We start from the raw sequence: 21,958 nt of genomic DNA, 5'->3' as shown, positions 1-21,958 counted from the left end.
CAAAATGAAACTACTTGCAATGGCAACAGCGGCCGTGATGGCTGCCAGCCCCGTGATGGCGGACCTTGTGTTCCCGTCGCTGTCTTACCGGACCGGGCCCTATGCTGCGAACGGCATCCCGTTTGCGGATGGGTATGAGGACTACTTCACCCTGCTGAACGAACGCGACGGCGGCATCGGCGGCGTCCCCGCCCGGGTCATCGAATGCGAAACCGGCTACAACACCGAAAAGGGCGTTGAATGCTACGAGGCCACCAAAGGCGAAGGCGCGTTGGTGTACCAACCGCTGTCGACCGGCATCACCTACCAGCTGATCCCGAAAGCCACGGCTGACGGCATCCCTGTGCACTCGATGGGCTACGGCCGGACATCTGCCAAGAACGGCGCAGTGTTCAGCAACATCTTCAACTACCCGGCCAACTACTGGGACGGCGCATCACACGCGGTGAACCACGTGCTGAGCCTGAACGGCGGCGACGTGTCGGGCAAGAAGATCGCGCTGGTTTACCACAACTCCGCCTACGGCAAGGAGCCGATCCGCACCTTGGAAGAGCTGTCCAAGAAGCACGGCTACGAGCTGATGCTGGTGCCAGTGGACCACCCCGGCCAGGAGCAGAAATCGCAATGGCTGCAGATCCGCCAGCAACGCCCGGACTACGTGTTCATGTGGGGCTGGGGCGTGATGAACCAGGTGGCGATCCAGGAAGCGGCGAACATCCGCTATAACATGGAGAACTTCATTGGCATCTGGTGGTCCGGCTCGGAAAATGACGTGCTGCCCGCTGGCGACGGCGCCAACGGCTACAAGGCGTTGACCTTCCACAACCTGGGCAAGGACTACCCGCTGTTTGCCGACCTGCAGAAATATGTGGTCGACGCAGGCAAGGCGGCTGGTGCTGGCGACCAGATTGGCACGGCGCTTTACAACCGTGGCATGTACGCGGCGATGCTGGCAGCTGAGGCCGCTAAAACCGCACAGGAGCTTTCCGGCAACGCGGAAATCACCCCAGCAGAAATGCGCAACGGGATGGAAGCGCTGGAAATCACAGAGGCCAAAATGGAAGCCCTTGGCCTGCCAAACTTCGGCCCTGAGTTCAAAGTCTCCTGCGAAAACCACGGCGGCAACGGTCTTGGTGCCGTGGCGCAGTGGGATGCAGCTGCAGGCGAGTGGAACCTGATCACCGGATATGAAGCGTCCGACCAAGAGGTCATCGGCGCGCTGGTTGAAGAAGACTCCGCTGCATTTGCTGCTGAAAGCGGCATCACAGCAGGCTGCTAAACGACACTGCCAGCCGCCGCCCATCTCGGACGCGGCGGCTGGCACCTACTTTTACCTCGCAACTCCCCAAAGGTTTCAAACGCGCGCGATGACACTCGTTTCCAAAATATCGGTGCTTCTCGCGGCTTTGTTTTCGGCTGGGGCCTGCACATTGGACAGAGGGGACGGGCTGATGTGCAGCGCGATCACCGGCGCCAATGCTGCGACTGTTGCGCAATCCGATTTTGACCCGACAACCACAACGCGGCTGCCAATCATGGCAATGAGCGCGGATGAGGTCGCCCCAAGCATGGCTGACGCCTTGCGCCAATCGGTGGGTGCAGAGCTGCGCCCCGCCGCCGCGACGCGGACATCGCGCAAGCCAATTGTCATTGACGTGTTGTCGCTGTCGGCGGGCGGGCAATACGGATCGTTCGGCGCAGGGTTCTTGCGCGGCTGGTCGCAAAACCCAAAAACGCCGCGCCCCAAATTTGATCTTGTCACCGGTGTCAGCGCGGGCGGCATGCTGGCCCCCGTCGCGTTTTCCGGCAACCGGCATGATGCCGCATTGGACGTGTTTCGCGGGCTCAGCAAGAAGGGCGTGTTCAAAGGCAGGCCGGTGTTCGCCCTTGGGAATTCGTCTTCATTCTTCGACCCGGCCCCGCTGGAAAAGACGCTGAAAACCCTACTGACCGACGGCATGATTGCAGACGTGGCCAAGCAGCATGAGAGCGGCGCGCGCCTGTTGGTGATGGCCGTTGATCTGGATACGACCCGGGCCACGGTGTTTGATTTGGGAGAGATGGCGGCGTCAGACCTGCCGCTGACGCAAAGGCGCAATTGCATGGCCGAGGTCATGTTGGCCTCCGCCGCGATACCGGGCGTTTTCCCGCCGCGCAACATAGATGGCACGCTTTACGTCGATGGCGGGCTGCGCGACCAGATCTTCCTGCGCGAGGTGGAAACCGCACGCACCCTATTGGTGCGCGACACCGGGCGGGCGGTGAAGATTAGGGCGACAATCGTGGTGAACGGCTCGTTGAAAGTGCCGGAAGGCAAGGTGAAAGACAGCTTGATCGGGTACGCTGAGCGGTCTCTTTACACGCTGTCGGACGAGGTGTTGCGGGACTCTATCATTGAGACGTTGAGCTTTGCCGAAAAAAATTCGAACTGGGAGGTGCAAGGCGTGATCGCCGAGCTACCCGTCGAGGACATCTGCCCATTGGGCGAAACCGTTGGAACGTTTGACGCCTGCGTCACGACCGCACTTTTCGATTCCGGGGTGAAACTGGGCAAAACCGCGCCCGTTGATTTCATGACATCCGCCGAGCTCTACGCTTTGGCGAACGCATATTAAGGGAGGCTGCATCATGGAAGCCGCAGTAAAACAAGACAATGACGCCGCAAAGACGCTGCTGGAGGTCAACAATATCGAGGTGATCTACAATCACGTCATATTGGTGCTGAAGGGGGTTTCGCTGAAAGTGGCCGAGGGCGGGATCACCGCGCTTCTGGGCGGGAACGGTGCGGGCAAGACGACCACGTTGAAGGCCGTGTCGAACCTGCTGCATTCGGAACGGGGAGAGGTGACCAAAGGGTCGATCTCTTATCGCGGGGATGGCGTCGCTGGGTTGGACCCTGCCGACATGGTGAAAAAGGGCGTTATTCAGGTGATGGAGGGGCGGCATTGCTTTGAGCACCTGACCATCGAGGAAAACCTGATGACCGGCGCCTACACCCGCGGCGACGGGCGCGGCGCGGTGTCATCTGATCTGGAGAAAGTGTATTCCTACTTCCCCCGGTTGAAGGAACGCCGGACCTCGCAGGCCGGATACACATCGGGCGGGGAGCAGCAGATGTGCGCGATTGGCCGTGCGCTGATGTCCCGGCCTGAAACCATTTTGCTGGATGAGCCGTCGATGGGCCTGGCCCCGCAGCTGGTGGAAGAGATTTTCGGCATCGTCAAAGACCTGAACGAGAAGGAAGGCGTGTCCTTCCTGCTGGCCGAACAGAACACCAACGTGGCGCTGCGCTTTGCGCATTACGGCTACATTCTGGAATCGGGACGCGTGGTGATGGACGGCCCCGCCGCCGAGCTGCGCGAGAACCCGGACGTAAAAGAATTCTACCTGGGCGTGTCGGAAGAAGGACGAAAATCGTTCCGCGACGTGCGCTCTTATCGGCGGCGCAAGCGCTGGTTGAGCTAGGCCGGATTTGCATATTTTTGCCAAGATGAAACTGAGGCCACTATGAGCTATTTCGACGAATTAGAGACCCGCAGCGCGGACGCGAGAGACGCGGACCAGCTGGCGCAATTGCAGCGCCAGGTGAAGCGGGTTCAAGACGGGATGGGATCGTGTTTTCCGCAAGGCGAGGTGCATTCGGTCGCCGACCTGACGCAGTTCCCGGTCCTGCGCAAATCAACGTTGAGCGAGTGGCAGGCGGCGCAGCCCCCGTTTGGGGGCGTGATCATGGGCGAGTACGACCATGTCTTCCAATCCCCCGGCCCGATTTATGAACCCGGCGGCGTGGGCCACGACTGGTGGCGGTTCGGCCGGTTCCTGCATGCCGCGGGCGTGAATTCGTCTGATGTGGTGCACAACTGCTTTGGCTATCATTTGACGCCGGCCGGCATGATGTTTGAGAACGGCGCCCGGGCCGTAGGCGCGAAGGTTTTGCCCGCTGGCACCGGGCAGACCGAACTGCAGGTGCGGGCGGCGTTGGACATCGGGTGCACCGCATATGCGGGAACGCCCGATTACCTGAAGGTGATTTTGGATAAGGCCGACGAGATGGGGGTCTCGTTGGCCTTCACAAAGGCCTGCGTGTCCGGCGGGGCGTTGTTCCCGGCATTGCGGCAGGCCTACGCCGACCGCGGGATTTCCTGCCTGCAATGCTACGGCACCGCCGATCTGGGGCATATCGCATTTGAAAGCGACGCCATGGAAGGCATGATCCTGGACGAGGGCGTGATCGTCGAGATCGTGACCCCGGGGACGGGTGACCCCGTGGCCGAAGGCGAAGTGGGTGAGGTGGTGGTGACCTCGCTGAACCCGGACTACCCGCTGATCCGCTTTGCCACCGGCGACATGAGCGCGTTTATGTCCGGCACCTCGCCTTGCGGGCGGACCGGCAAGCGCATCAAAGGCTGGATGGGCCGCGCCGACCAGACCACCAAGATCAAAGGCATGTTCGTGCGCCCTGAGCAGGTGGCCGAGCTGGTGAAGCGCCACGACGAGATTGCCCGCGCGCGGGTGATTGCCACACGAAACGGCGACGCGGATGCGATGACGGTGCAGATCGAGGCGCCAGAGGGCGCGGACTATGCCGACAGCGTTCAGGCCGTTTTGAAGCTGCGCGGGGCGGTCGAAATCATGCCGATTGGGACCTTGCCACAAGACGGGGTGTTGATTGAGGACAAGCGCAGCTACGATTGAGGCTGACGCCTTCAAAAGGAGCTCCACTATGCGCACCCTTACAGTTGCGGCCCTGATGGCCGTGTCCTCCCCGGTTTGGGCGGGGGACGTGGCCCTGCTGATTGCCAACGAAAATTACGACAACGGCCGCGACATCCGCGCCGCCGAGGACCTGCTGGACGCCATCCCCGCGCTGGAAGCGGCGGGGTTCGAGGTGATTGAGGGGGAAGACGTGACTGCCGCAGACCTGCGGTCCTTGGTCGGGCAGGCACAGGCAAAGGCCGACGGATCGGGGCGGGTGATCGTCGCGGTTTCTGGGCATTTCGCGGGCACAGCGATCGGATCCTGGGTGTTTGGCACGGATGCGGACAGGCCGGACCTGCTGAGCGCCGGAGCGCAAGGCGTGTCGCTGGACGCGTTGATGGGGGTCGCCGCGAAAGCGCCGGGGCAGGCAGTCCTGCTTTTGGGCACCGAGGAGCGGGAGTTTGCGCTGGGATCTGGGCTTGCGGCGGGCATTGTGGCCCCGGACGCGGCGCAAGGCGTGACAGTCGTGGCCGGCTCGGCAGAGGACATTGGCGCGTATCTTGGAAGCGAGTTGTTGAGTGCGGGGGAAAGCGTCGTGGGATCGGCGTCGGCGTTTCCTGATCTTGAATTGAGCGGGTTCCTGGCGCCGTTGATCCCGTTTGTTGGTGGACCGGAAGCGGCCGAGGTTGTTGACCCAGATGCTTCGGAAAAGGCGTTCTGGGACGCGACCAAGTCGATCAACACTGAGTTCGGCTTTGAAGGGTATCTGAACAAATACCCCGAGGGTTTGTTCGTTGAAGAGGCACGGGCAGAAATTGCGCGGATCAAGGCGGAACCGGGCTTGCGGGCCGAGGCGAATGAGAAAGCATTGGGCCTGACGCGGGATGCGCGGCGAGAGATTCAGCGCTCGCTGACGCTGCTCGATTACGACCCAAAGGGGATCGACGGGATTTTTGGCAAAGGCTCCCGCGCGGCGATTACCAAGTTTCAGACCGTAAACGGGCTGGAACCAACGGGTTTTGTCACGGCGTCGATGATGTCGCAGTTGGAGGCGCAGGCGGAGCGGCGATCTGCCGAGTTGGAAGCTGAGGCCGAGCGGCGCCGGATCGAGCTGGAGCGGCAGGACCGCGCCTATTGGCGGGAAACCGGCGCGCTAGGCGACGAAGTTGGGTTGCGGTCCTATCTTGAGCGCTACCCTGATGGTGTTTTTGCGGAGATTGCCACGGTGCGGCTGGCCCCGTTTGAGGAAGCGCGGCGCGCAGCTGCGGCGGAGCAGGACCGCGCGGATTGGGATGCGGCAACCTCGGTCGACACGATTGCGGCCTATCAGGGCTATTTGCAGGCCAATCCCGAAGGTGCGTTCGTGGCGCAGGCCAATGCGCGGGTGGCGGAGCTGGACTTTGCGACCAAGAACGCGGCCGCCTTGGAGGCGGCGAAACGCAATGAGGAACGGCTTGGTTTGAGTGGCGGCACGCGGCGGCTGGTTGAGGATCGGCTGATGCGGCTGGGGCTGAAGCCCGGACCGGTTGACGGTGTGTTTGATGATAAAACCCGGCGGTCGATCCGGCGCTATCAGGATGCGCGGAAATTGCAAAAGACTGGGTATCTGAACCAAGCGACGGTGGTGCGATTGCTGGCGGATTCAGTCCTTCGGTAGCGGCATTTGTCGCAAACGGGATAGCGTGTTCTCAATGATGTATACAAATTGTATGCAATCGAATCGGGGACGCAAATGGCATCGACCGCAAAACAAGACTGCCTGAACGATCTGCGCATGCGGATCATGACGCTGGACATGGCACCGGGGTCCGATCTGGATGAAGCAACATTGGTGTCGCAATACGGCATTTCACGCACGCCTTTGCGGGAGGTCTTGCAGCGTTTGGCCGGTGCCGGGCTGATCGAGACGCAGGACAATCGCGGGGCCAAGGTGGCCTCCATGGATCTGGAGGTGTTGCGGACCTTCTTTCAGACCGCACCAATGGTCTATGCCAATATCGCAAGGCTGGCCGCAGAAAACCGGACGGGTGCCCAGCTGGATGATCTGAAAGAGGTGCAGCAGCGCTTTGTGCGCGCCGATGCCTCTAACGCCGCGATGCTGAACCACCGCTTTCACGAGATCATTGGGGAGATGGCGCGCAACCCGTATCTGATGGCGTCGCTGACGCGGATGCTGGTGGACCATGCGCGGCTGAGCCAGACGTTTTACCGCCCCGCTTCGCCGGCGGAATCCATGCTGGTCGTCAAAGCGCGGGAACAGCATGACGCGATGATTTCGGCGCTGGAGGCGCGCGAAGGCGCGTTGATGATCGACCTGACCCTCCAACATTGGGACCTGTCCAAGGACCGCATGGAGCGCTTCGTGCGCCCCGACCCGCTGCCCCTGGACGTCATATCACTGAAAGAGAATCGCAATGCAGTTTGAGGGGATTTATACGCCCATCGTGACGCCGTATTTCGACGACTTCACGGTTAATGAGGCGGCCTTGGCGCAGACAGTCGACCATTTGGTTGGCGCAGGCGTGCATGGGATCATCGTGGCGGGGTCGACCGGCGAATACTATGCGCAGACGATGGAAGAACGTGTGGCGATGATGGGCATGTGCCGCGACCTGATCGCGGGCCGCGTGCCGATGATCGTGGGGACCGGGGCGATCCGAACGGAGGATTCTGTGGAATATGCGCGTCAGGCTGTGGCACATGGCGCCGACGCCCTGCTGGTCGCGACGCCGCCTTATGCTTACCCGACGGGGCGCGAGATTGCGTTGCATGCCTTGGCGATTGACCGCGCCGCAAACCTGCCGGTGATGCTGTACAACTACCCGGGCCGCATGTCGGTCAATATGGACGAGGACTGTCTGGACCGGCTGGGGCGCAGCCCGAATTTCTGCGCAATCAAGGAAAGCTCCGGCGACATCAACCGCGTGCACATGCTGGCGCGGGACTATCCTCATATCGCGCTGTCCTGCGGCATGGATGACCAGGCGCTGGAATTCTTCGCGTGGGGCGCGCGGTCATGGGTCTGTGCGGGGTCCAACTTTGCCCCGGAAGCGCATATCGCGCTGTACCAGGCCTGCGCCGTTGAGGGCGACTTTACCAAGGGCCGCGCCATCATGTCGGCGATGCTGCCGTTGATGAGCGTGTTGGAGCAGGGCGGCAAGTTTGTGCAATGCATCAAACATGGGCTGACCTTGCGCGGCATTGACGCGGGGCCGCCGCGCAAGCCGCTGCAGCCGCTGAACAAGGACGACAAGCGGCAGCTGGCGGAGGTGATCCGCACCATGAACACCACCATTTCAGGCATTACAGGGGTGAAGATATGAGCGATCTGCTGACAGAGGCCGAATACCGCGCGATTGCGGCCGACATGGACCCGCCGCGCACGCCCTTCATTGACGGCAAGTACCAGCGCGGGCGGGGGCCTGCGATGGGCTCGGTGAACCCTGTGACGGGGGAGGCTTGGGTGGAGATTTCGACGGCCTCCTCGGATGATGTTGATCTGGCAGTTGGGAAAGCGCGGGAGGCATTTGACCAAGGGCATTGGGCGAAGATGCACCCGTCGGAGCGCAAGGACGTTCTGATCCGGCTGTGCAAACTGATCACCCGCAACCGGCGGGAATTGGCGGTGATGGAGAGCTTGGATAGCGGCAAGCCCATTCGCGATTGCGAGCTGATCGACATCCCTGAGAGCATCCATTGCATCAAGTGGCATGCGGAGGCCGCCGACAAGATATACGACAAGACGGGGCCTGCCGGGGACGACGCGATTAGCATGATTGTGCGGGAGCCTGTGGGGGTTGTGGCCGCCGTGCTGCCGTGGAACTTCCCGCTGCTGATGCTGGCGTGGAAGATTGGGCCTGCGCTTGCGGCGGGCTGTTCGGTGATTGTGAAGCCGGCGGAGCAAACCTCGTTGACGGCGTTGCGCGTGGCTGAACTGGCGGCGGAGGCGGGCGTGCCGCGTGGGGTTTTGCAGGTTTTGCCCGGCGATGGGCCGAGCGTGGGCGAGCCGCTGGGGCGGCATATGGGCGTGGACATGGTGTCTTTCACCGGCTCTACGGAAACTGGGCGGCTGTTCCTGACATACGCGGCAGAAAGCAACCTCAAGAAGGTGGTGCTGGAATGCGGCGGCAAGAACCCTTGTGTGGTTTTGGAGGATGCGGAGAACCTGGACCACGTGGCCGAACATGTGGTCAACGGCGCGTTCTGGAACGCGGGGCAGAATTGTTCGGCGGTGTCGCGGCTGATTGTGCATTCGGCGGTGAAGGGCGCGTTGTTGGAGAAGATCGAGGCGCGGATCAGGGATTGGAAGGTCGGCGACCCGCTGGACCCCGGCACCCATATCGGGGCGCTGATTGATGCGGGGCACTGCAAGAAGGTGCGCGGCTATTTGGGTGACAAGGGCAAGGGGCCTTACGTGACCCCGAGTGTGCTTGAGGTCGGCAAGGACGACCCAAAGGCGCGGGAGGAGATCTTTGGCCCCGTGCTGAGCGTGATTGAAGTGGCGTCTTACGACGAGGCGATTGCCGTGGCCAATGATACGGAATACGGGCTGGCGGCGTCGGTCTTTACCGCCCATGGCCGTCGCGCCATACGCGCGGCGCGCGATATTCGGGCGGGCACGGTGACGGTGAATTGCTACGGGGAGGGCGACGCGGCGACGCCCTTTGGCGGCTACAAGCAGTCCGGTTTCGGCGGACGCGACAACGGGGTGCATGCGCATGATCAGTATACCGAGCTGAAGACGATCTGGGTTGATTTGGGCGATCCAAGCGAGGGCGACAATGTCGGTTGACGCGGTAGGGACCTCTCGTCGAGGTCGCGGGGCGCGGAAGGCTATCCGGCAAAAGCGCGACATCGCCATGCTTCCCGCGCTGAAGCGCAAGCTGCCTTTGGTCGAGCCGATGGATGCGGAGCAGATCGAGAAGATCGACGCGGCCTCGATGGGTATTCTGGAGGATGTGGGCGTTGTGTTCCGCGATCCCGTTGCGTTGGAGGATTGGCGCAAAGCGGGTGCCGATGTGCGCGGGGAGACGGTGCATCTGGATCGCGGGCTAGTGCGGGAGCTGATTGCGACGATCCCGTCAGAGTTTACCTATCACGCGCGCAACCCGGCCAATAACCTGCCCTTTGGCGGGGATCATGGGATTTTTGTGCCGATGACCGGTGCACCCTATTTGCGGGATCTCGACGATCAACGGCGCAACCCGACGCTGGAGGACCTCGCGAATTTCCACAAGCTCAGCCATATGCTGCCCGCCATTCATTCCTCGGCGCATCATATTGTCGAGCCGTATGACCACCCGATCTCGCAGCGGCATCTCAGGATCACCTATTCGTCGATGAAGCATAGCGACAAGACGTTCATGGGGATGACGACCAGCCCCAAGAACGCCGAGGACGTGATGGAGATGTGCGCGCTGCTGTTCGGGGAAGACTATCTGGAAACGCACGCAGTCTGTACGGGCAATTGCAACGGGAACTCTCCACTTGTGTGGGACGAAACGATGCTGGGCGCGTTGCGCGCGTTTTCGAAACGCAATCAACCGATCCTGTGCTCGCCCTTTGTACTGGGCGGGGCGAATACGCCTGCGTCTGTTGCACCGACCGTGGCGCAGTTGAATGCGGAGGCGCTGAGCGCCTTGGCCTATACCCAAGTGGTGCGGAAGGGCGCGCCCGCGATTTACGGGCACTATCTGTCGACCGTGTCGATGAAATCCGGTGCGCCGATGGCAGGGACGCCTGAGATCAGCTTGATGAATTTCATGATCGGGCAGATGGCGCGGTATTACGACATCCCGTGGCGCACCTCGAACACGCTGGGCGGATCCAAGACCTTTGACGCGCAGGCGGGCTATGAAAGTGCGATGACTATGAACGCGGTGCTGATGGCGGGGGCCAATTACATGTGGCACAGCGCAGGTTGGAACGAGGCGGGGATGCATTGCTCCATGGCCAAGTTCGTCGTGGATGCCGAGGTTTGCGCGATGGGCTACCGCATGGCGGAGGGCGTGCGTTGGGACGATTTCGACGAGGCCTTGGCGGCGGTGCGTGACGTGGGGCCGGGGGGGCATTATCTGGGCCATCCGCATACGCTGGAGAATTTCCAGCGGGCGTTTTTCATGCCGGAGATGTTCAACAACGACTCGATTGAGCAATGGCAGGCGGAAGGCGGAGTGGAGATCAACGAACGCGCGCTGCAGCGCTGCCGGGATTTGCTGAACGAATATGAAGAACCTGCGCTGGATCCGGGCGTGAACGAGGCGCTTCTGGACTATATCGCGCGGCGGGAGCGGGAGATCCCGGCGGCGGATGCGCTTAATCAGGACCACTAGATTGGGTTGGGTACGGCCCTGCGGGGCGGAAATTTGTGAACATGGGAATTCAGGAGGTGTGCCATGAAGGTGGCGCGGTTGCCGGTGGACCCAGGGCCTGCGGGCTGGAACCGCCTACTGGGCCCGCCTCCGCCTGCTCGTGTTCTGGAGGGTGACGTTACCGCAGACTGGCTGGTGATTGGCGCGGGGTTTGCAGGGCTGGCCGCAGCGCGGCGGCTGTCGCAGCTTTGCGCAGGTGATCGGATTGTCATCCTTGAAGCGTCGCGGGTGGCGGACGGTCCGGCGGGGCGTAATTCGGGGTTCATGATCGACCTGCCGCATGACCTGGCCTCGGCCACATATGCGGGCGGGGTGGCGGCGGACCGTGCCCAGACCGCGTTGAACCGACACGGGATCGAATTTGCGGCGGAGGCAGCCGCGGAATACGGGCTGGATGCTGAGGCGTTTGTGTTGAGCGGCAAAACCAATGCGGCGGCGACCAACAAAGGACATCGGCACAATCTGAGCTATGCCGCCCATCTGGACGCGTTGGGCGAGCCCTATGAATTGCGCGATGCCGCGCAGATGCAGGCGATGACGGGGACTGGGTACTACCAAAGTGGGTTGTACACGCCGGGATGCGCCGTGATCCAGCCCGCCAAATTTGTGCGTGGCATTGCGGCCGGGTTGGTGGCGAGCGGGGTGCATCTGTACGAGAACAGCCCGGTGGTGACGTTGACGCGCGACAGCCACTGGGTCGCACAGACCCCAAAGGGTCAGGTCACGGCGCCGAAGGTCATTCTGGCGGTCAACGGACATCTGGCAAGCTTCGGGCACTATACGCGGCACCTGATGCATGTGTTCACCTACGCGTCGATGACGCGCGCTTTGAGCGCTGACGAGGTGGCGGCGCTTGGCGGTGAGACTGTTTGGGGTGTTACCTCCGCCGATCCGATGGGCACAACCGTGCGACGGATCTCTGGCGCCGGAGGTGACAGGATCACGGTGCGCAATCGGTTCACCTTCGATCCCTCCATGCAAGTGAGCGATGCGCGTGTCGCGAATGTGGCCCGCGACCATGACCGCAGCTTTGCGGCGCGGTTCCCGATGCTGCCGGGGGTCGAGATGGAGTACCGTTGGGGCGGGCGACTTTGCCTGAGCCGCAACAATGTGCAGATCGTGCGGGAGGTTGAACCAGACCTGATCGCGGCCTGCTGTCAAAACGGGTTGGGGACCGCGAAAGGGACCCTGGCGGGAAAGTTGGCCGCCGAACTGGCGTGCGGCGAAAGCAGCGCGATGCTGGATCAGTTACTGGCAAGCGACGCACCGACCAAATTGCCCCCCGCCCCTGTGACGGCCATTGGTGCCCGGGCGTATCTGCGCTGGCAAGAACGCCGCGCCGGTCGCGAGATGTGAATTATCCCTTTTGATTCGGGTGGCGATCGTTCGCCAGACATGCGTTTCCCATCAGATTTCAGCATTCTCACGGTTTGTGAGCCGGTTCTCACGCGGCCGTTACGGTGTCTTCCGCATCAAACCCAATCTGTGCACGTGCGCACCAATCGTGGCGTATTCTCACGCTCGAGTGAATTCCAGTGAGGGCCTCCATGCCCCATATTGGTCTCATCAAACGGCAACACCGCCGAACACATATCGCCCTCACCGGGCAACACACACTGGAGAAAAAACATGAAAACCATCATCGCAACTGCCGCACTCGCCCTGTCCCTGTCCGCACCAGCTTTCGCTGACGTGTCCGATGCACAGGCCTTCTTTGCACTGACCAACGACTCCGCCGCTGAGCGCATCGTGGGCGAAACATCGACTGGCAACCCAGTTGGCGCGGCCCAGATCCTGGCGCTGGTAAACGACTCACCTGCCGAGAACATCGTGAACTTCGACCGTGCTCGCAACGTTGACGTGTCGGCCATCCAGGCGATGTTCGCGCTGACCAACGACTCGCCTGCCGAGAACTAAATTACCGCCGGTTCTGATTGACTGAACCGCTCTTGTGAGATGGCCTCCCCTGTCCCCGGGGAGGCCATTTTTGTTTCATAGCTCAAATAGTGACGGGTCATGGTGCGACAGCCTTTCGCAACCGTCCTTGATTACCAATACCGAATGACCCAAACACATGGCATGGCCCGCGTCGCTGTCCATTAACACCATGTGCAGAAAGAAGACCTGACCTTCTTGCATCAGCAACGGGTTGCCTTCGTAAAACATTGGAAAATCCACCCAAATCGGGGTGTAGACCGCGCCCATGCCGTAGCCGCAGGCCTGCAGGCGCGCGTGCGACATCCCCGCCTTGTCAAACACATCTGCATGCGCTGCATAGACATCGCCCATGGGTTTGCCCGGCTTTATCGCGGCCTCGCAGGCTTCGAGCGCATCGCGGGCAGTCTGGTGCATCTTTCGCTGCGACGGGGTGGCTTGCCCGACAATCAGCGTTTGCATCATAGCCGCATGGTAACGCGCATAGGCCCCTGACCATTCGAGCGTCAGCTGATCGGTTGCATCAAGGTGCCGGCGGCCCGAAAAATACCGGCAGAGCAGCGCGCCTTCGCCGGATCCAATGATAAATTCATTGCCCGCGTAATCTCCGCCGCCTTTGAACACCGCGCCCTGCATGGCTGCGAGAATGTCTCCCTCAAACGCGCCTGCGCGGGTTGTGTGCAATGCAGCGTCCAGCGCGTCATCTGAAAGTGTAGCCGCGCGGCGATGCATGTCGATCTCGGCAGGGGATTTCTTGCGTCGCAATGTGCGAATGACGTCGGAGGCTTCGACCAGATCGCCCAACGTCTCGCGGACCATGCGACCATTAAAATCGGTCAGCCCGGCTGTCTGCCCTTCGATCCCGATCCGCCCAGCGCTCACCCCGAGATCATCGAGCAGCGTTTTGAGGTCATCGGCAGGATTTGCGCCTTCGCGTTCGTGCCAAATGCGGATGTCATTGTCAGACAGCGTAGACGTGTGACGGGCCTGGCGCAGGTCTGGCATCCGGGTCAGGAGCGCCAAAGCGCCGTCGCGGGTCAAAACCATGCATTGAAACATCGCGAAGCCGAACGTGTCGTAGCCGCTGATCCAGTAGTGGCTTTCCGGGGCGAACATCAGCAACGCGTCGAGTTTGGCGTCCGTCAGCGCCTGCGTCGCCGCCCGTTTTCGAGCAGCAAATTCGGCGTCGGAGAAATGGATTGGCACGAGATTTCCCTCACTTTTGGTTCTGGAAGAAGTCTATCCGAGATTCGTTTTGAAGCGCCGACTTGTTCGCGACATTCGGCAGATTTCAGCGTTTTCACGGATTGTGAGCGACTTCTCACGCGGTCGTTATGGAACAGTCTAACCTCAACTCTTAATGTGAATCTGCGCACCAAAAAGGCACAGAATCAGCGTCCACGTGCATTGAGGCGGACCCGCTCAAGGCGCATATTAGTCCCATCAAACGGCGACACGCCGCACACACATCGCCGCAAGGCTTACAAAAATTGGAGACCTAAAATGAAAACAATCATCGCAACTGCCGCAATCGCCCTGTCCCTGTCCGCACCTGCATTTGCAGACGTGTCGAACGCCCAGGCCTTCTTTGCCCTGAACAACGATTCTGCCGCTGAGCGCATCGTCGGTGACACTTCGGTCGGTGATCCAGTCGGTACCGCCCAACGTCTGGCACTGGTCAATGACAGCCCTGCTGAGAACACCGTGAACTTCGACCGGGCACGCAACGTTGACGTCAAAGCGATCCAACACTTCTTCGCGCTGACCAACGACTCCCCTGCCGAGAACATCGTGCGCTAACTGAAACAACCTAGATGGAACAAACCAATAGGTTGATCCATCTCCAGTGACCCAAGCGATTGGGTCGAGGCGGGCCCTGGTGATGCGGGGCCCGTTTTATTTGGACGAGACCTTTCTGCCGCGCACAAAAAAACCGCCCCTAAGGCGGTTTCTTCGTAAGCGATGTGCTTTCGGTTTAGCCCTGGCGAGCCTTGAACCGGGGTTGCGTCTTGTTGATCACATAGACGCGGCCCTTGCGGCGCACAATCCGGCAATCCCGGTGGCGCGACTTCAGGGAGCGAAGCGAGTTCTTGACCTTCATGTCCGTTCTCCATTTCGTCCAGCGCGCTTGCGCCTTCTGGTTTCAGTTTGCCTCAACGAGGCGGAATTTCGATGGTGGGCACTACTAGGTTCGAACTAGTGACCCCTTCGATGTCAACGAAGTGCTCTACCACTGAGCTAAGCGCCCATCTAACCCCTATTTTCCGTCGAGTCCACAGCATGTGGGCCGCGCCAGAGCACGGGGGGTCCGCGCTCTATAGAAGGAGTCGGAATACGGTTCAAGGGCTTTTGAAGTCGCCACAAAAAGGCCTATAGTTAGGTGCAAAGGAGCCTACATGGCCAAAGACGCGTTCAAACTGACCCTTCCGGATGTCCAGTCCACCTCGGTGATATTTGCCAGCCCGCATTCGGGACGCGACTACCCGTGGTCTTTCCTGCGCCGGTCGGAGCTAGACGAGCTGGCGATCCGGTCTTCTGAGGACGCGTTTATGGACATGTTGATTGCCTCGGCGCCGTCCTGCGGCGCGGCTTTGTTGGCCGCCCGGATGCCGCGCGCGTTTTTGGATTTGAACCGTGCCTCGGACGAGTTGGACCCGGCTGTGATCGAGGGTGTGCACCAGGTTAGTCACAATCCCCGGATCGCCAGCGGGTTGGGGGTGATCCCAAGGGTGGTGTCAAACGGGCGGGCGATTTACCGCGGTAAGTTAAAGCTCAGCGAGGCGCATGCCCGGATATCTGAGTATTGGCGGCCCTATCATGATCAGCTGGCCGAATTGATGAGCGACACACGGCGCGACTTTGGCGAGGCCATTTTGATCGATTGCCACTCGATGCCGCATGAGGCCGTGGACGCCGTCACCCAATCGGGGTTGGCCCGCCCCGAGGTCGTGCTTGGCGACCGCTTTGGGGCCTCTGCCGACAGCGCTATTGTTGAAAGGATTGAGACGATTTTTCTGGAAGCCGGTTTGCGGGTCAGCCGCAACGCGCCCTTCGCCGGCGCGTTCACCACGCAGCATTACGGCCGCCCGTCGCGACGCCAGCACGCGGTGCAGATCGAGATTGACCGGTCGTTGTACATGAATGAAATGCGGGTTCGCCCGAACGGAAATTTTGACAATTTCCGGGCCTTGATGACCCGTGTGGTCGCCGAGATTTCCGAGATCGGACGCAAGAAGCTGCGGGTTGCAGCGGAATAGGCGTGACCTGATTGGGCGCTGCGCGCGCATGATGTTTTTGCGCTGTCGCGCAGACTTGGGGCTTTGCCCCAAACCCCAGAGTATTTGAACCCAAATGGAGCCAGCTTAACGCAGCGCGCGGCCTTTGGTGATGGCGTCGGGGCCGAACCGGTCACGGATCTTATCAGTCGCGCGTTCCGCGTCTGAGCGCTTATTTGCATCAGGGTCCAGCAGGTCGCCGGACCGGTCGGCACCGTCTTCAGCGACGAGGTCAGAGATGCCGACACCCAGCAGGCGGTAAGGCCCCTGGGGTCCAACCTGGTCAAACAGCTGCCGGGCCGTTCGGTAGATTTTGTCGGCCAGTTGAGTTGGGTCCCTCAGCGATAGGCGCTTGGTGACGAGCTTGAACTCCGCGGTCTTCAGCTTGAGATTGACGACCCGCCCGGCGATGCCTTTCGCCTTGGCGCGGTCGGCAACTTTTTCGGACATGCGCCAGATATGGCCGTCGAGAATATCGATGCTGGCGGTGTCATCATGGAAGGTCGTCTCGTTGGAGATGCCCTTTACGGGGGTGTGCGCTGATACGCTGCGCCGGTCCTGACCGCGCGCAAGATGCCATAGCCGGTCCCCCATGGACCCAAATCTTGCGCCTAGATCCTTGCGGTCCCAGCGCAAAAGATCAGAAAACGTGCGGATGCCCGCCTTTTCGAGGCTTTCGCGCGTGACGGCCCCGACGCCCCAGATCATCGAGACAGGCTTGTCGCGCAGGAAGTCATCGGTTTCCGCCTTGCCGATGATCGACAGCCCGCGAGGTTTGTCGAGGTCGGAGGCAACTTTGGCCAGGAACTTGTTGTGGCTGAGGCCGATAGAGCCGGAAATGCCCAGCTCTGCCTCCATGCGATTGACCAGCTTCGCCAGCATCACCACCGGCGGGGCATGGTGCAGCCGCTCGGTTCCGGTGAGGTCAAGAAATGCCTCGTCCAGCGAAAGTGGCTCAATCGCGGGGGTCAGGTCTTCCATCATGGCGCGGATCTGCTTGGAGACCGAGACATAGACATCCATGCGTCCGCGTACGACAACCGCCTCCGGGCAGAGCTTGAGCGCTTTGAACATGGGCATTGCCGAGCGCACGCCCTTGATGCGCGCAATGTAGCAGGCGGTTGAAACCACGCCGCGTCTGCCGCCGCCAATGATCACCGGCTTGTCGCGCAGCTCCGGGTTGTCGCGTTTTTCCACCGAGGCATAGAACGCATCACAATCCATATGCGCGATGGACAGATCAAATAGCTCTGGGTGGGAGATCACGCGCGGCGACGCACAGGAAGGGCAACGCAGGCCGCCGCCAAATTGGGTCAGGCAGGATCGGCAGAGCGCTGAGGGTTTGGCATTCTCGGGCATCTCGCGGTTACGTCCTGACTGCTTGTCTCATTTAGGAACGGTGCCGACCAAAGTGATCCTTGTCGGGCGGGTTGGGCCAATTGATCGCCGACACCACAGTAGGGTGATGGTCACCTGATAGGTCTAATTATGCGTGGGTTTCAAGGCGGCGCAAGCGTCGCGTTTTGTGCGATGATCCGGGGCAGACCTTCAGAACAGCAAAGGACGCCGGCATCTTGGCTGCCGCGGCGCTCAGAGCCCGATGGCCCGCATCTGCTGGGACATTTGAACAAAAGACCCGTCAATGTGTTTGCGAATGACGGCGTCGGCCTGTGCAGCATCGTTCACCTTAAACGCCGCCAGCAGCGCATCGTGATCTTCAAGGATGGCCTGGTATCGCACGGGGCTTATGCGCAGGTCTGCCGCATGTACGTTGAGCGCCGTCCGTAGATTGCGCCACGTCTTGGCGGCGACCTGATTGTAATGCCGTTTGCAAATGGACCAGTGGAATTCGAAATCCAGTTTGCGGAAAGCCAGTTGGTCATTCACCGGTGTCGCTTTTATCTGCTCCTGTATCAGCGCCATTTCTTCGACCATCTGCGGTTGGGCGTAATCCGCAAACCATCCCACGAAATAGGGTTCTAGAAGCTGCAGAACCTCGAAGATGTTCTGAATTGTGCTGGCATCGGCCAGTTTGATGGTTGCCCCGCGATTTTGGTGGATTTCGACGAATCCCTCACCTTGCATCTGACGCAGCACCTCGCGGATTGGGCTTGTGCTGACACCAAAGCGGTCCGCAAGTTCCGATACCTTCAAACGTTCGCCGCCCTTCAATGTGCCGCTGTAAATGTCCTCAAGGATCGCTTCGTACAGCGTGTTCTCCGAGTCAGGGGCGCGGCTATTTGTGGTCATTTTTGAGGGAACCCTTCTTCGATCATCTAGGTGAGGTTAGTCGAAAATTCGCGCTCGATCCACCGTTTAGCGCCTGAAAACGCTAGTATAAAATTTTAAATTAACAAAATAGTCGACGATTTGTAAAAAATAATGCTACAAAAGGTGAAAGATTCGCTCACGGGAGGGGCTATGGAAATGTTGGGCGACAGAGAAGGCCGGCTTGGCGCGGCGGACCGGGCAGCACGGATTGCTGAAATCAGACCTGTCAGCGCCCGCGTTGGAGCCCGCAACCAGCTTCTGGTGAAAGTGACCATGGAAGACGGAACCTTCGGGTGGGGCGAGTCTGGCATGTCATCGCGCGAAAATTCTGTTGCAGCGACCATCGACCATTTTGCCAGTTTTCTTGTCGGGCAGGATAGCCGCCGCATTGGTCGGATTTGGCAGGAATGCTACCGCGGTCAGTATTTTGAGGGCGGGCGCGTCTTGACGTCAGCGCTGTCAGCCATCGACATTGCGTTGCATGATGCATTGGGCAAACGGCTCGGGGTTCCCGTGTATCAGCTGTTGGGAGGCCGGCACCGCGACGTCGTGCCAAGTTTCGCCAGCACAATGGCCAACACTATTGAGGGGCAAGTCGCGGACGCGCGCAAGCTTGTGGATGCCGGTTGGGATTGCATCCGCACCTATCCAGGCAGCTTCGACGGTAACGAGGTGTTTGACCCCCGTTCGTCATTGGCCGCTACAGCGAAAGAGCTGATCGCAGTACGGGAAGAGATTGGACCGGATATCCATCTTGGCATTGACCTGCACCACCGGTTCAGCGTGCCCGAGGTCGCCTATCTCTGCGATCTGTTGCCTGCCGGAACATTGAACTTTCTGGAAGAACCTATCCGCTGCGAAAGCCCGGAAACCTACCATGCGCTCCAAAAGATGACGACTATCCCGCTTGCGATTGGGGAAGAGTTCGCCTCGAAGTGGCAAGCCGCGCCGTATCTGGAGCAGGGTCTCACCCAATACATGCGGATGGATGTTTGCAATGTCGGTGGCTTTACCGAAGCGATGAAGATCGCAGGCTGGTCAGAACGTTTCTATGTCGACCTGATGCCGCACAACCCGCTTGGCCCTATTTGCACCGCCGCGACGGTTCATTTGGGCGCCGCCGTCCCGAATTTCAGCTGGGCCGAAACCCGCCAATCCCCGGTTGAAAGTCTCGGGTTCCATGACCCGGAAATATTCCCGACGCAAATCGAACTCAGTGGCGCGGTGTACAAAGTGCCCGACACCCCGGGCCTGGGCGTCGAGGTGAATGAAGCGGCTATAGCCAATCAAACAGTGACGCATCTGGAAGGTCCGCATCTCAGACGGCCCGATGGTTCTGTCACCAACTGGTGACCCAAAAAACTGATAATCTTGGAGGAGAAAATTATGTTGATGAAACGAGGACAACGGGGGCTCATACGCTCCACTGCAATGGGCATGGCGCTAACCGCCACTGTCGCGCTGCCTGCATTCGCGTTTGAGGAAGCGCCGATGCTGGCTGAAAAAGTAGCGGCCAACGAGCTGCCAGCGGTTGACGACCGCTTGCCGTCAACCCCGATGGTTATGGAGACGCTGGACAGCATTGGCGAATATGGCGGCACGCTACGGCGCGCCATTCTTGGTGGTGGCGATCAGCACAACATCCTGCGCCAAATCGGCACCGAGCTTTTGGTGCGTTGGAGCCATGACTGGAGCGAGGTGAAACCCAACATCGCTGAAAGCTGGACTGTTTCCGACGACGCGACAACCTACACATTCAAGCTGCGCGAGGGCATGCGCTGGTCCGACGGCGAGCCATTCACCGCCGACGATATCATGTTCTGGTACGAAGTTTTCATGGACGACAAGCTGACGCCCTCGAAACATCCAAATTATGTGGACGCGGGTGGCCCGGTTCAGGTCTCCAAAATCGACGCAACAACCGTCGAGTTCAAATTCAGCCAGCCTAACGGCTTGTTCATCCAGAACATGGCCTACGGCTTCGGCTACTACCCGGTTGTTTATCCGAAGCACTACCTCAGCCAGTTTCATGAGAAGTACAACTTGGACATTCAGGCACTGATTGATGCCGAACCGGCAGCTGCCGACTGGGTGCAACTGTTCAATCTCAAGGCGGGTCCGATGCATACGCCGCTGTTTTGGCAAAACGCTGACCGGCCAACATTGCACCCTTGGAAGACCAAGAACGCCTATGGCTCTTCAGATCGCGTGGTTGCCGAACGCAACCCGTATTTCTGGAAGGTTGACGAAGCTGGCAACCAGTTGCCCTATGTTGACCAGATCACATGGGATCAGGTCGAAGACCCTGAAACGATCTTGCTGAAGGCCTTCAACGGCGAGATCGACTACATGGCCCGCCACATTGGCCGTCCGTCAAATCTGGCGGCGCTGACCGACAATAAGGAACGCGGGAAATATGACTTCTTCGGGGTGGGTGATATCCCCTCCAACCAGTCGATCCTGATGTTCAACCTCAACAATCCGGACCCGATCAAGAACAAGATCGTCAACATGGTGGACTTCCGCAAAGCGGTTAGCCATGCGGTTGATCGTCAGGAGATTGTGGACCTGGTTTACCTTGGGGCCGGCAAGCCCGGTCAGACTGCCCCGCATGAGCGGTCGCCGGTCTACAATGAAAAGTGGGTGACCCAGTTCACCGAGTTCGACCCTGACGCGGCAAATGCGCTGTTGGACGGCATCGGTCTGGATAAGAAAGATGGCGACGGATACCGGCTTGGACCGGACGGCAACCGCTTTACATTGGTCTTCCTTGTCGCTGATGTCTTTGGGTTCCAATACCCCGACGTGATGGAGCTGGTTGCGGAATACGCAAAGGATGTGGGGCTCGACTTCCAGGTGCGCGCTTCGGATCGGTCGCGTCTGCAGGAAATCGCGTCTGCCGGGGATCACGATGCCTACATTTGGAACTGTGGGGGCGGTTTGGCGGATGCCTACACCAACCCCGATTGCTACCTACCACGTGGTCAGGCCGTTTTCTGGGCGCCCAAATGGGCCGCTTGGGGCGTCGATAACAGCAAGGGCATCGAGCCACCTGAAAGCATCAAGGAGCTGTTCGAGGCTTATAGGGGCGTCACGACAAGCGGTGATACGGCCGTTCAGGAGGCAGCTTTGAAAGACCTGATTGAGAAGGCGACGAGCCAGCTTTTGACGGTCGGGCTTGTTCAGAGTGACGGTGCTTACGGAGTCGTGCGCAACAATGTGCGCAACTATGTCGATCCGATGCCGATTGCGGGTCAGCTTTGGACGCCGGCTCCATACACGTCACAGGTCTACTTCGAGGGCGGTGCCAACCTTCCTTGATGTGATATTGCGCGCCGGTTTCTTCCACGCCGGCCCGTAAGTGACAGAGCAGCGCCATCTCCTCCCTTGGCGCTGCTCTCCTCTCTC

19 protein-coding genes and 1 tRNA gene are annotated in these 21,958 nt (G+C 60.2%); 15 read left to right on the top strand and 5 right to left on the bottom strand.

The features are described 5' to 3' along the window. Positions 1-4 precede the first annotated feature (4 nt). The 11 genes from Q0899_RS12435 to Q0899_RS12385 all read left to right on the top strand — a co-directional run bounded on the left by Q0899_RS12435 (position 5) and on the right by Q0899_RS12385 (position 12,986). Positions 5-1,279, top strand: coding sequence for an ABC transporter substrate-binding protein (locus Q0899_RS12435; RefSeq protein WP_298294346.1), 1,275 nt, complete (start codon positions 5-7; stop codon positions 1,277-1,279). Between the two features lie 172 nt (positions 1,280-1,451). Next, positions 1,452-2,615 (top strand): patatin-like phospholipase family protein, encoded by a 1,164-nt coding sequence (locus tag Q0899_RS12430; RefSeq protein ID WP_299193152.1) that lies wholly within the window; start codon positions 1,452-1,454, stop codon positions 2,613-2,615. 13 nt (positions 2,616-2,628) lie between these two features. Next, a complete protein-coding gene (locus Q0899_RS12425) occupies positions 2,629-3,465 on the top strand; it encodes an ABC transporter ATP-binding protein (RefSeq protein WP_298294342.1) in 837 nt (278 codons plus the stop codon). A 42-nt stretch (positions 3,466-3,507) separates the two neighbouring features. After that, positions 3,508-4,695 (top strand): AMP-binding protein, encoded by a 1,188-nt coding sequence (locus tag Q0899_RS12420; RefSeq protein ID WP_298294339.1) that lies wholly within the window; start codon positions 3,508-3,510, stop codon positions 4,693-4,695. Positions 4,696-4,723: 28 nt separating this feature from the next. After that, positions 4,724-6,355, top strand: coding sequence for a peptidoglycan-binding protein (locus tag Q0899_RS12415; RefSeq protein WP_299193149.1), 1,632 nt, complete (start codon positions 4,724-4,726; stop codon positions 6,353-6,355). Between the two features lie 75 nt (positions 6,356-6,430). Then, positions 6,431-7,123: a GntR family transcriptional regulator gene (locus tag Q0899_RS12410; RefSeq protein WP_299193147.1), complete on the top strand. Its 693-nt coding sequence runs from the start codon at positions 6,431-6,433 to the stop codon at positions 7,121-7,123. Further along, a complete protein-coding gene (locus Q0899_RS12405) occupies positions 7,113-8,021 on the top strand; it encodes a dihydrodipicolinate synthase family protein (RefSeq protein ID WP_299193145.1) in 909 nt (302 codons plus the stop codon). Before Q0899_RS12410 ends, Q0899_RS12405 begins: the two co-directional genes overlap by 11 nt. Further along, positions 8,018-9,490 (top strand): aldehyde dehydrogenase, encoded by a 1,473-nt coding sequence (locus Q0899_RS12400; RefSeq protein WP_299193143.1) that lies wholly within the window; start codon positions 8,018-8,020, stop codon positions 9,488-9,490. The genes Q0899_RS12405 and Q0899_RS12400 overlap by 4 nt, the downstream gene beginning before the upstream one ends. Next, the gene (locus Q0899_RS12395; RefSeq protein ID WP_299193141.1) at positions 9,480-11,030 is read left to right on the top strand and encodes a trimethylamine methyltransferase family protein; all 1,551 of its coding nucleotides are present in this window, start codon (positions 9,480-9,482) and stop codon (positions 11,028-11,030) included. Before Q0899_RS12400 ends, Q0899_RS12395 begins: the two co-directional genes overlap by 11 nt. A 63-nt stretch (positions 11,031-11,093) precedes the next feature. After that, positions 11,094-12,425, top strand: a complete 1,332-nt coding sequence (locus Q0899_RS12390; RefSeq protein ID WP_299193138.1) for an FAD-binding oxidoreductase — start codon at positions 11,094-11,096, stop codon at positions 12,423-12,425. Positions 12,426-12,698: 273 nt separating this feature from the next. Continuing rightward, entirely contained in the window at positions 12,699-12,986 is a 288-nt protein-coding gene (locus tag Q0899_RS12385; RefSeq protein ID WP_298291456.1) for a hypothetical protein, read from the top strand. A 75-nt stretch (positions 12,987-13,061) separates the two neighbouring features. On the opposite strand, the gene Q0899_RS12380 is transcribed toward Q0899_RS12385, so the two are convergent. Next, entirely contained in the window at positions 13,062-14,210 is a 1,149-nt protein-coding gene (locus Q0899_RS12380; RefSeq protein ID WP_298360735.1) for a Xaa-Pro peptidase family protein, read from the bottom strand. 297 nt (positions 14,211-14,507) lie between these two features. On the opposite strand from Q0899_RS12380, the gene Q0899_RS12375 reads away from it, so the two are divergent. Next, positions 14,508-14,804 (top strand): hypothetical protein, encoded by a 297-nt coding sequence (locus tag Q0899_RS12375; RefSeq protein WP_298294311.1) that lies wholly within the window; start codon positions 14,508-14,510, stop codon positions 14,802-14,804. A 175-nt stretch (positions 14,805-14,979) separates the two neighbouring features. Here Q0899_RS12375 and ykgO read toward each other — a convergent pair whose 3' ends face one another. Together ykgO and Q0899_RS12365 are read right to left on the bottom strand one after the other, a co-directional pair. Next, a complete protein-coding gene (gene ykgO / locus Q0899_RS12370; protein WP_009828855.1) occupies positions 14,980-15,105 on the bottom strand; it encodes a type B 50S ribosomal protein L36 in 126 nt (41 codons plus the stop codon). 72 nt (positions 15,106-15,177) lie between these two features. After that, positions 15,178-15,252 (bottom strand) — tRNA-Val (locus Q0899_RS12365). Positions 15,253-15,400: 148 nt separating this feature from the next. Here Q0899_RS12365 and Q0899_RS12360 point away from each other — a divergent pair. Then, positions 15,401-16,261 (top strand): N-formylglutamate amidohydrolase, encoded by an 861-nt coding sequence (locus tag Q0899_RS12360; RefSeq protein WP_299193135.1) that lies wholly within the window; start codon positions 15,401-15,403, stop codon positions 16,259-16,261. Between the two features lie 105 nt (positions 16,262-16,366). Here Q0899_RS12360 and Q0899_RS12355 read toward each other — a convergent pair whose 3' ends face one another. Both Q0899_RS12355 and Q0899_RS12350 read right to left on the bottom strand, forming a co-directional pair. After that, the gene (locus Q0899_RS12355) at positions 16,367-17,638 is read right to left on the bottom strand and encodes a DNA polymerase IV (protein WP_298360733.1); all 1,272 of its coding nucleotides are present in this window, start codon (positions 17,636-17,638) and stop codon (positions 16,367-16,369) included. Between the two features lie 231 nt (positions 17,639-17,869). After that, the gene (locus tag Q0899_RS12350) at positions 17,870-18,529 is read right to left on the bottom strand and encodes a GntR family transcriptional regulator (RefSeq protein ID WP_298294303.1); all 660 of its coding nucleotides are present in this window, start codon (positions 18,527-18,529) and stop codon (positions 17,870-17,872) included. Positions 18,530-18,706: 177 nt separating this feature from the next. Here Q0899_RS12350 and Q0899_RS12345 point away from each other — a divergent pair, with 177 nt between their 5' ends. After that, positions 18,707-19,903 carry a mandelate racemase/muconate lactonizing enzyme family protein gene (locus Q0899_RS12345; RefSeq protein WP_298360731.1) on the top strand — a complete coding sequence of 399 codons (1,197 nt, stop codon included), beginning with the start codon at positions 18,707-18,709 and terminating at the stop codon, positions 19,901-19,903. A gap of 33 nt (positions 19,904-19,936) precedes the next feature. Then, on the top strand, positions 19,937-21,871 hold the full coding sequence (locus Q0899_RS12340; RefSeq protein WP_299193132.1) for an ABC transporter substrate-binding protein: 1,935 nt from the start codon (positions 19,937-19,939) through the stop codon (positions 21,869-21,871). Positions 21,872-21,958: the final 87 nt, after the last annotated feature.

It is taken from the genome of uncultured Litoreibacter sp., assembly GCF_947501785.1.
GTDB lineage: Bacteria > Pseudomonadota > Alphaproteobacteria > Rhodobacterales > Rhodobacteraceae > Litoreibacter.
Note: the sequence above shows the minus strand (reverse complement) of the source record. Positions and strands in the feature narration are given on the sequence as shown.

Coding starts and splice junctions, on each gene's coding strand:
- Q0899_RS12435 (WP_298294346.1), top strand. CDS start 5: ATGAAACTACTTGCAATGGCAACAGCGGCCGTGATGGCTGCCAGCCCC.
- Q0899_RS12430 (WP_299193152.1), top strand. CDS start 1,452: ATGTGCAGCGCGATCACCGGCGCCAATGCTGCGACTGTTGCGCAATCC.
- Q0899_RS12425 (WP_298294342.1), top strand. CDS start 2,629: ATGGAAGCCGCAGTAAAACAAGACAATGACGCCGCAAAGACGCTGCTG.
- Q0899_RS12420 (WP_298294339.1), top strand. CDS start 3,508: ATGAGCTATTTCGACGAATTAGAGACCCGCAGCGCGGACGCGAGAGAC.
- Q0899_RS12415 (WP_299193149.1), top strand. CDS start 4,724: ATGCGCACCCTTACAGTTGCGGCCCTGATGGCCGTGTCCTCCCCGGTT.
- Q0899_RS12410 (WP_299193147.1), top strand. CDS start 6,431: ATGGCATCGACCGCAAAACAAGACTGCCTGAACGATCTGCGCATGCGG.
- Q0899_RS12405 (WP_299193145.1), top strand. CDS start 7,113: ATGCAGTTTGAGGGGATTTATACGCCCATCGTGACGCCGTATTTCGAC.
- Q0899_RS12400 (WP_299193143.1), top strand. CDS start 8,018: ATGAGCGATCTGCTGACAGAGGCCGAATACCGCGCGATTGCGGCCGAC.
- Q0899_RS12395 (WP_299193141.1), top strand. CDS start 9,480: ATGTCGGTTGACGCGGTAGGGACCTCTCGTCGAGGTCGCGGGGCGCGG.
- Q0899_RS12390 (WP_299193138.1), top strand. CDS start 11,094: ATGAAGGTGGCGCGGTTGCCGGTGGACCCAGGGCCTGCGGGCTGGAAC.
- Q0899_RS12385 (WP_298291456.1), top strand. CDS start 12,699: ATGAAAACCATCATCGCAACTGCCGCACTCGCCCTGTCCCTGTCCGCA.
- Q0899_RS12375 (WP_298294311.1), top strand. CDS start 14,508: ATGAAAACAATCATCGCAACTGCCGCAATCGCCCTGTCCCTGTCCGCA.
- ykgO (WP_009828855.1), bottom strand. CDS start 15,105: ATGAAGGTCAAGAACTCGCTTCGCTCCCTGAAGTCGCGCCACCGGGAT.
- Q0899_RS12360 (WP_299193135.1), top strand. CDS start 15,401: ATGGCCAAAGACGCGTTCAAACTGACCCTTCCGGATGTCCAGTCCACC.
- Q0899_RS12355 (WP_298360733.1), bottom strand. CDS start 17,638: ATGCCCGAGAATGCCAAACCCTCAGCGCTCTGCCGATCCTGCCTGACC.
- Q0899_RS12350 (WP_298294303.1), bottom strand. CDS start 18,529: ATGACCACAAATAGCCGCGCCCCTGACTCGGAGAACACGCTGTACGAA.
- Q0899_RS12345 (WP_298360731.1), top strand. CDS start 18,707: ATGTTGGGCGACAGAGAAGGCCGGCTTGGCGCGGCGGACCGGGCAGCA.
- Q0899_RS12340 (WP_299193132.1), top strand. CDS start 19,937: ATGTTGATGAAACGAGGACAACGGGGGCTCATACGCTCCACTGCAATG.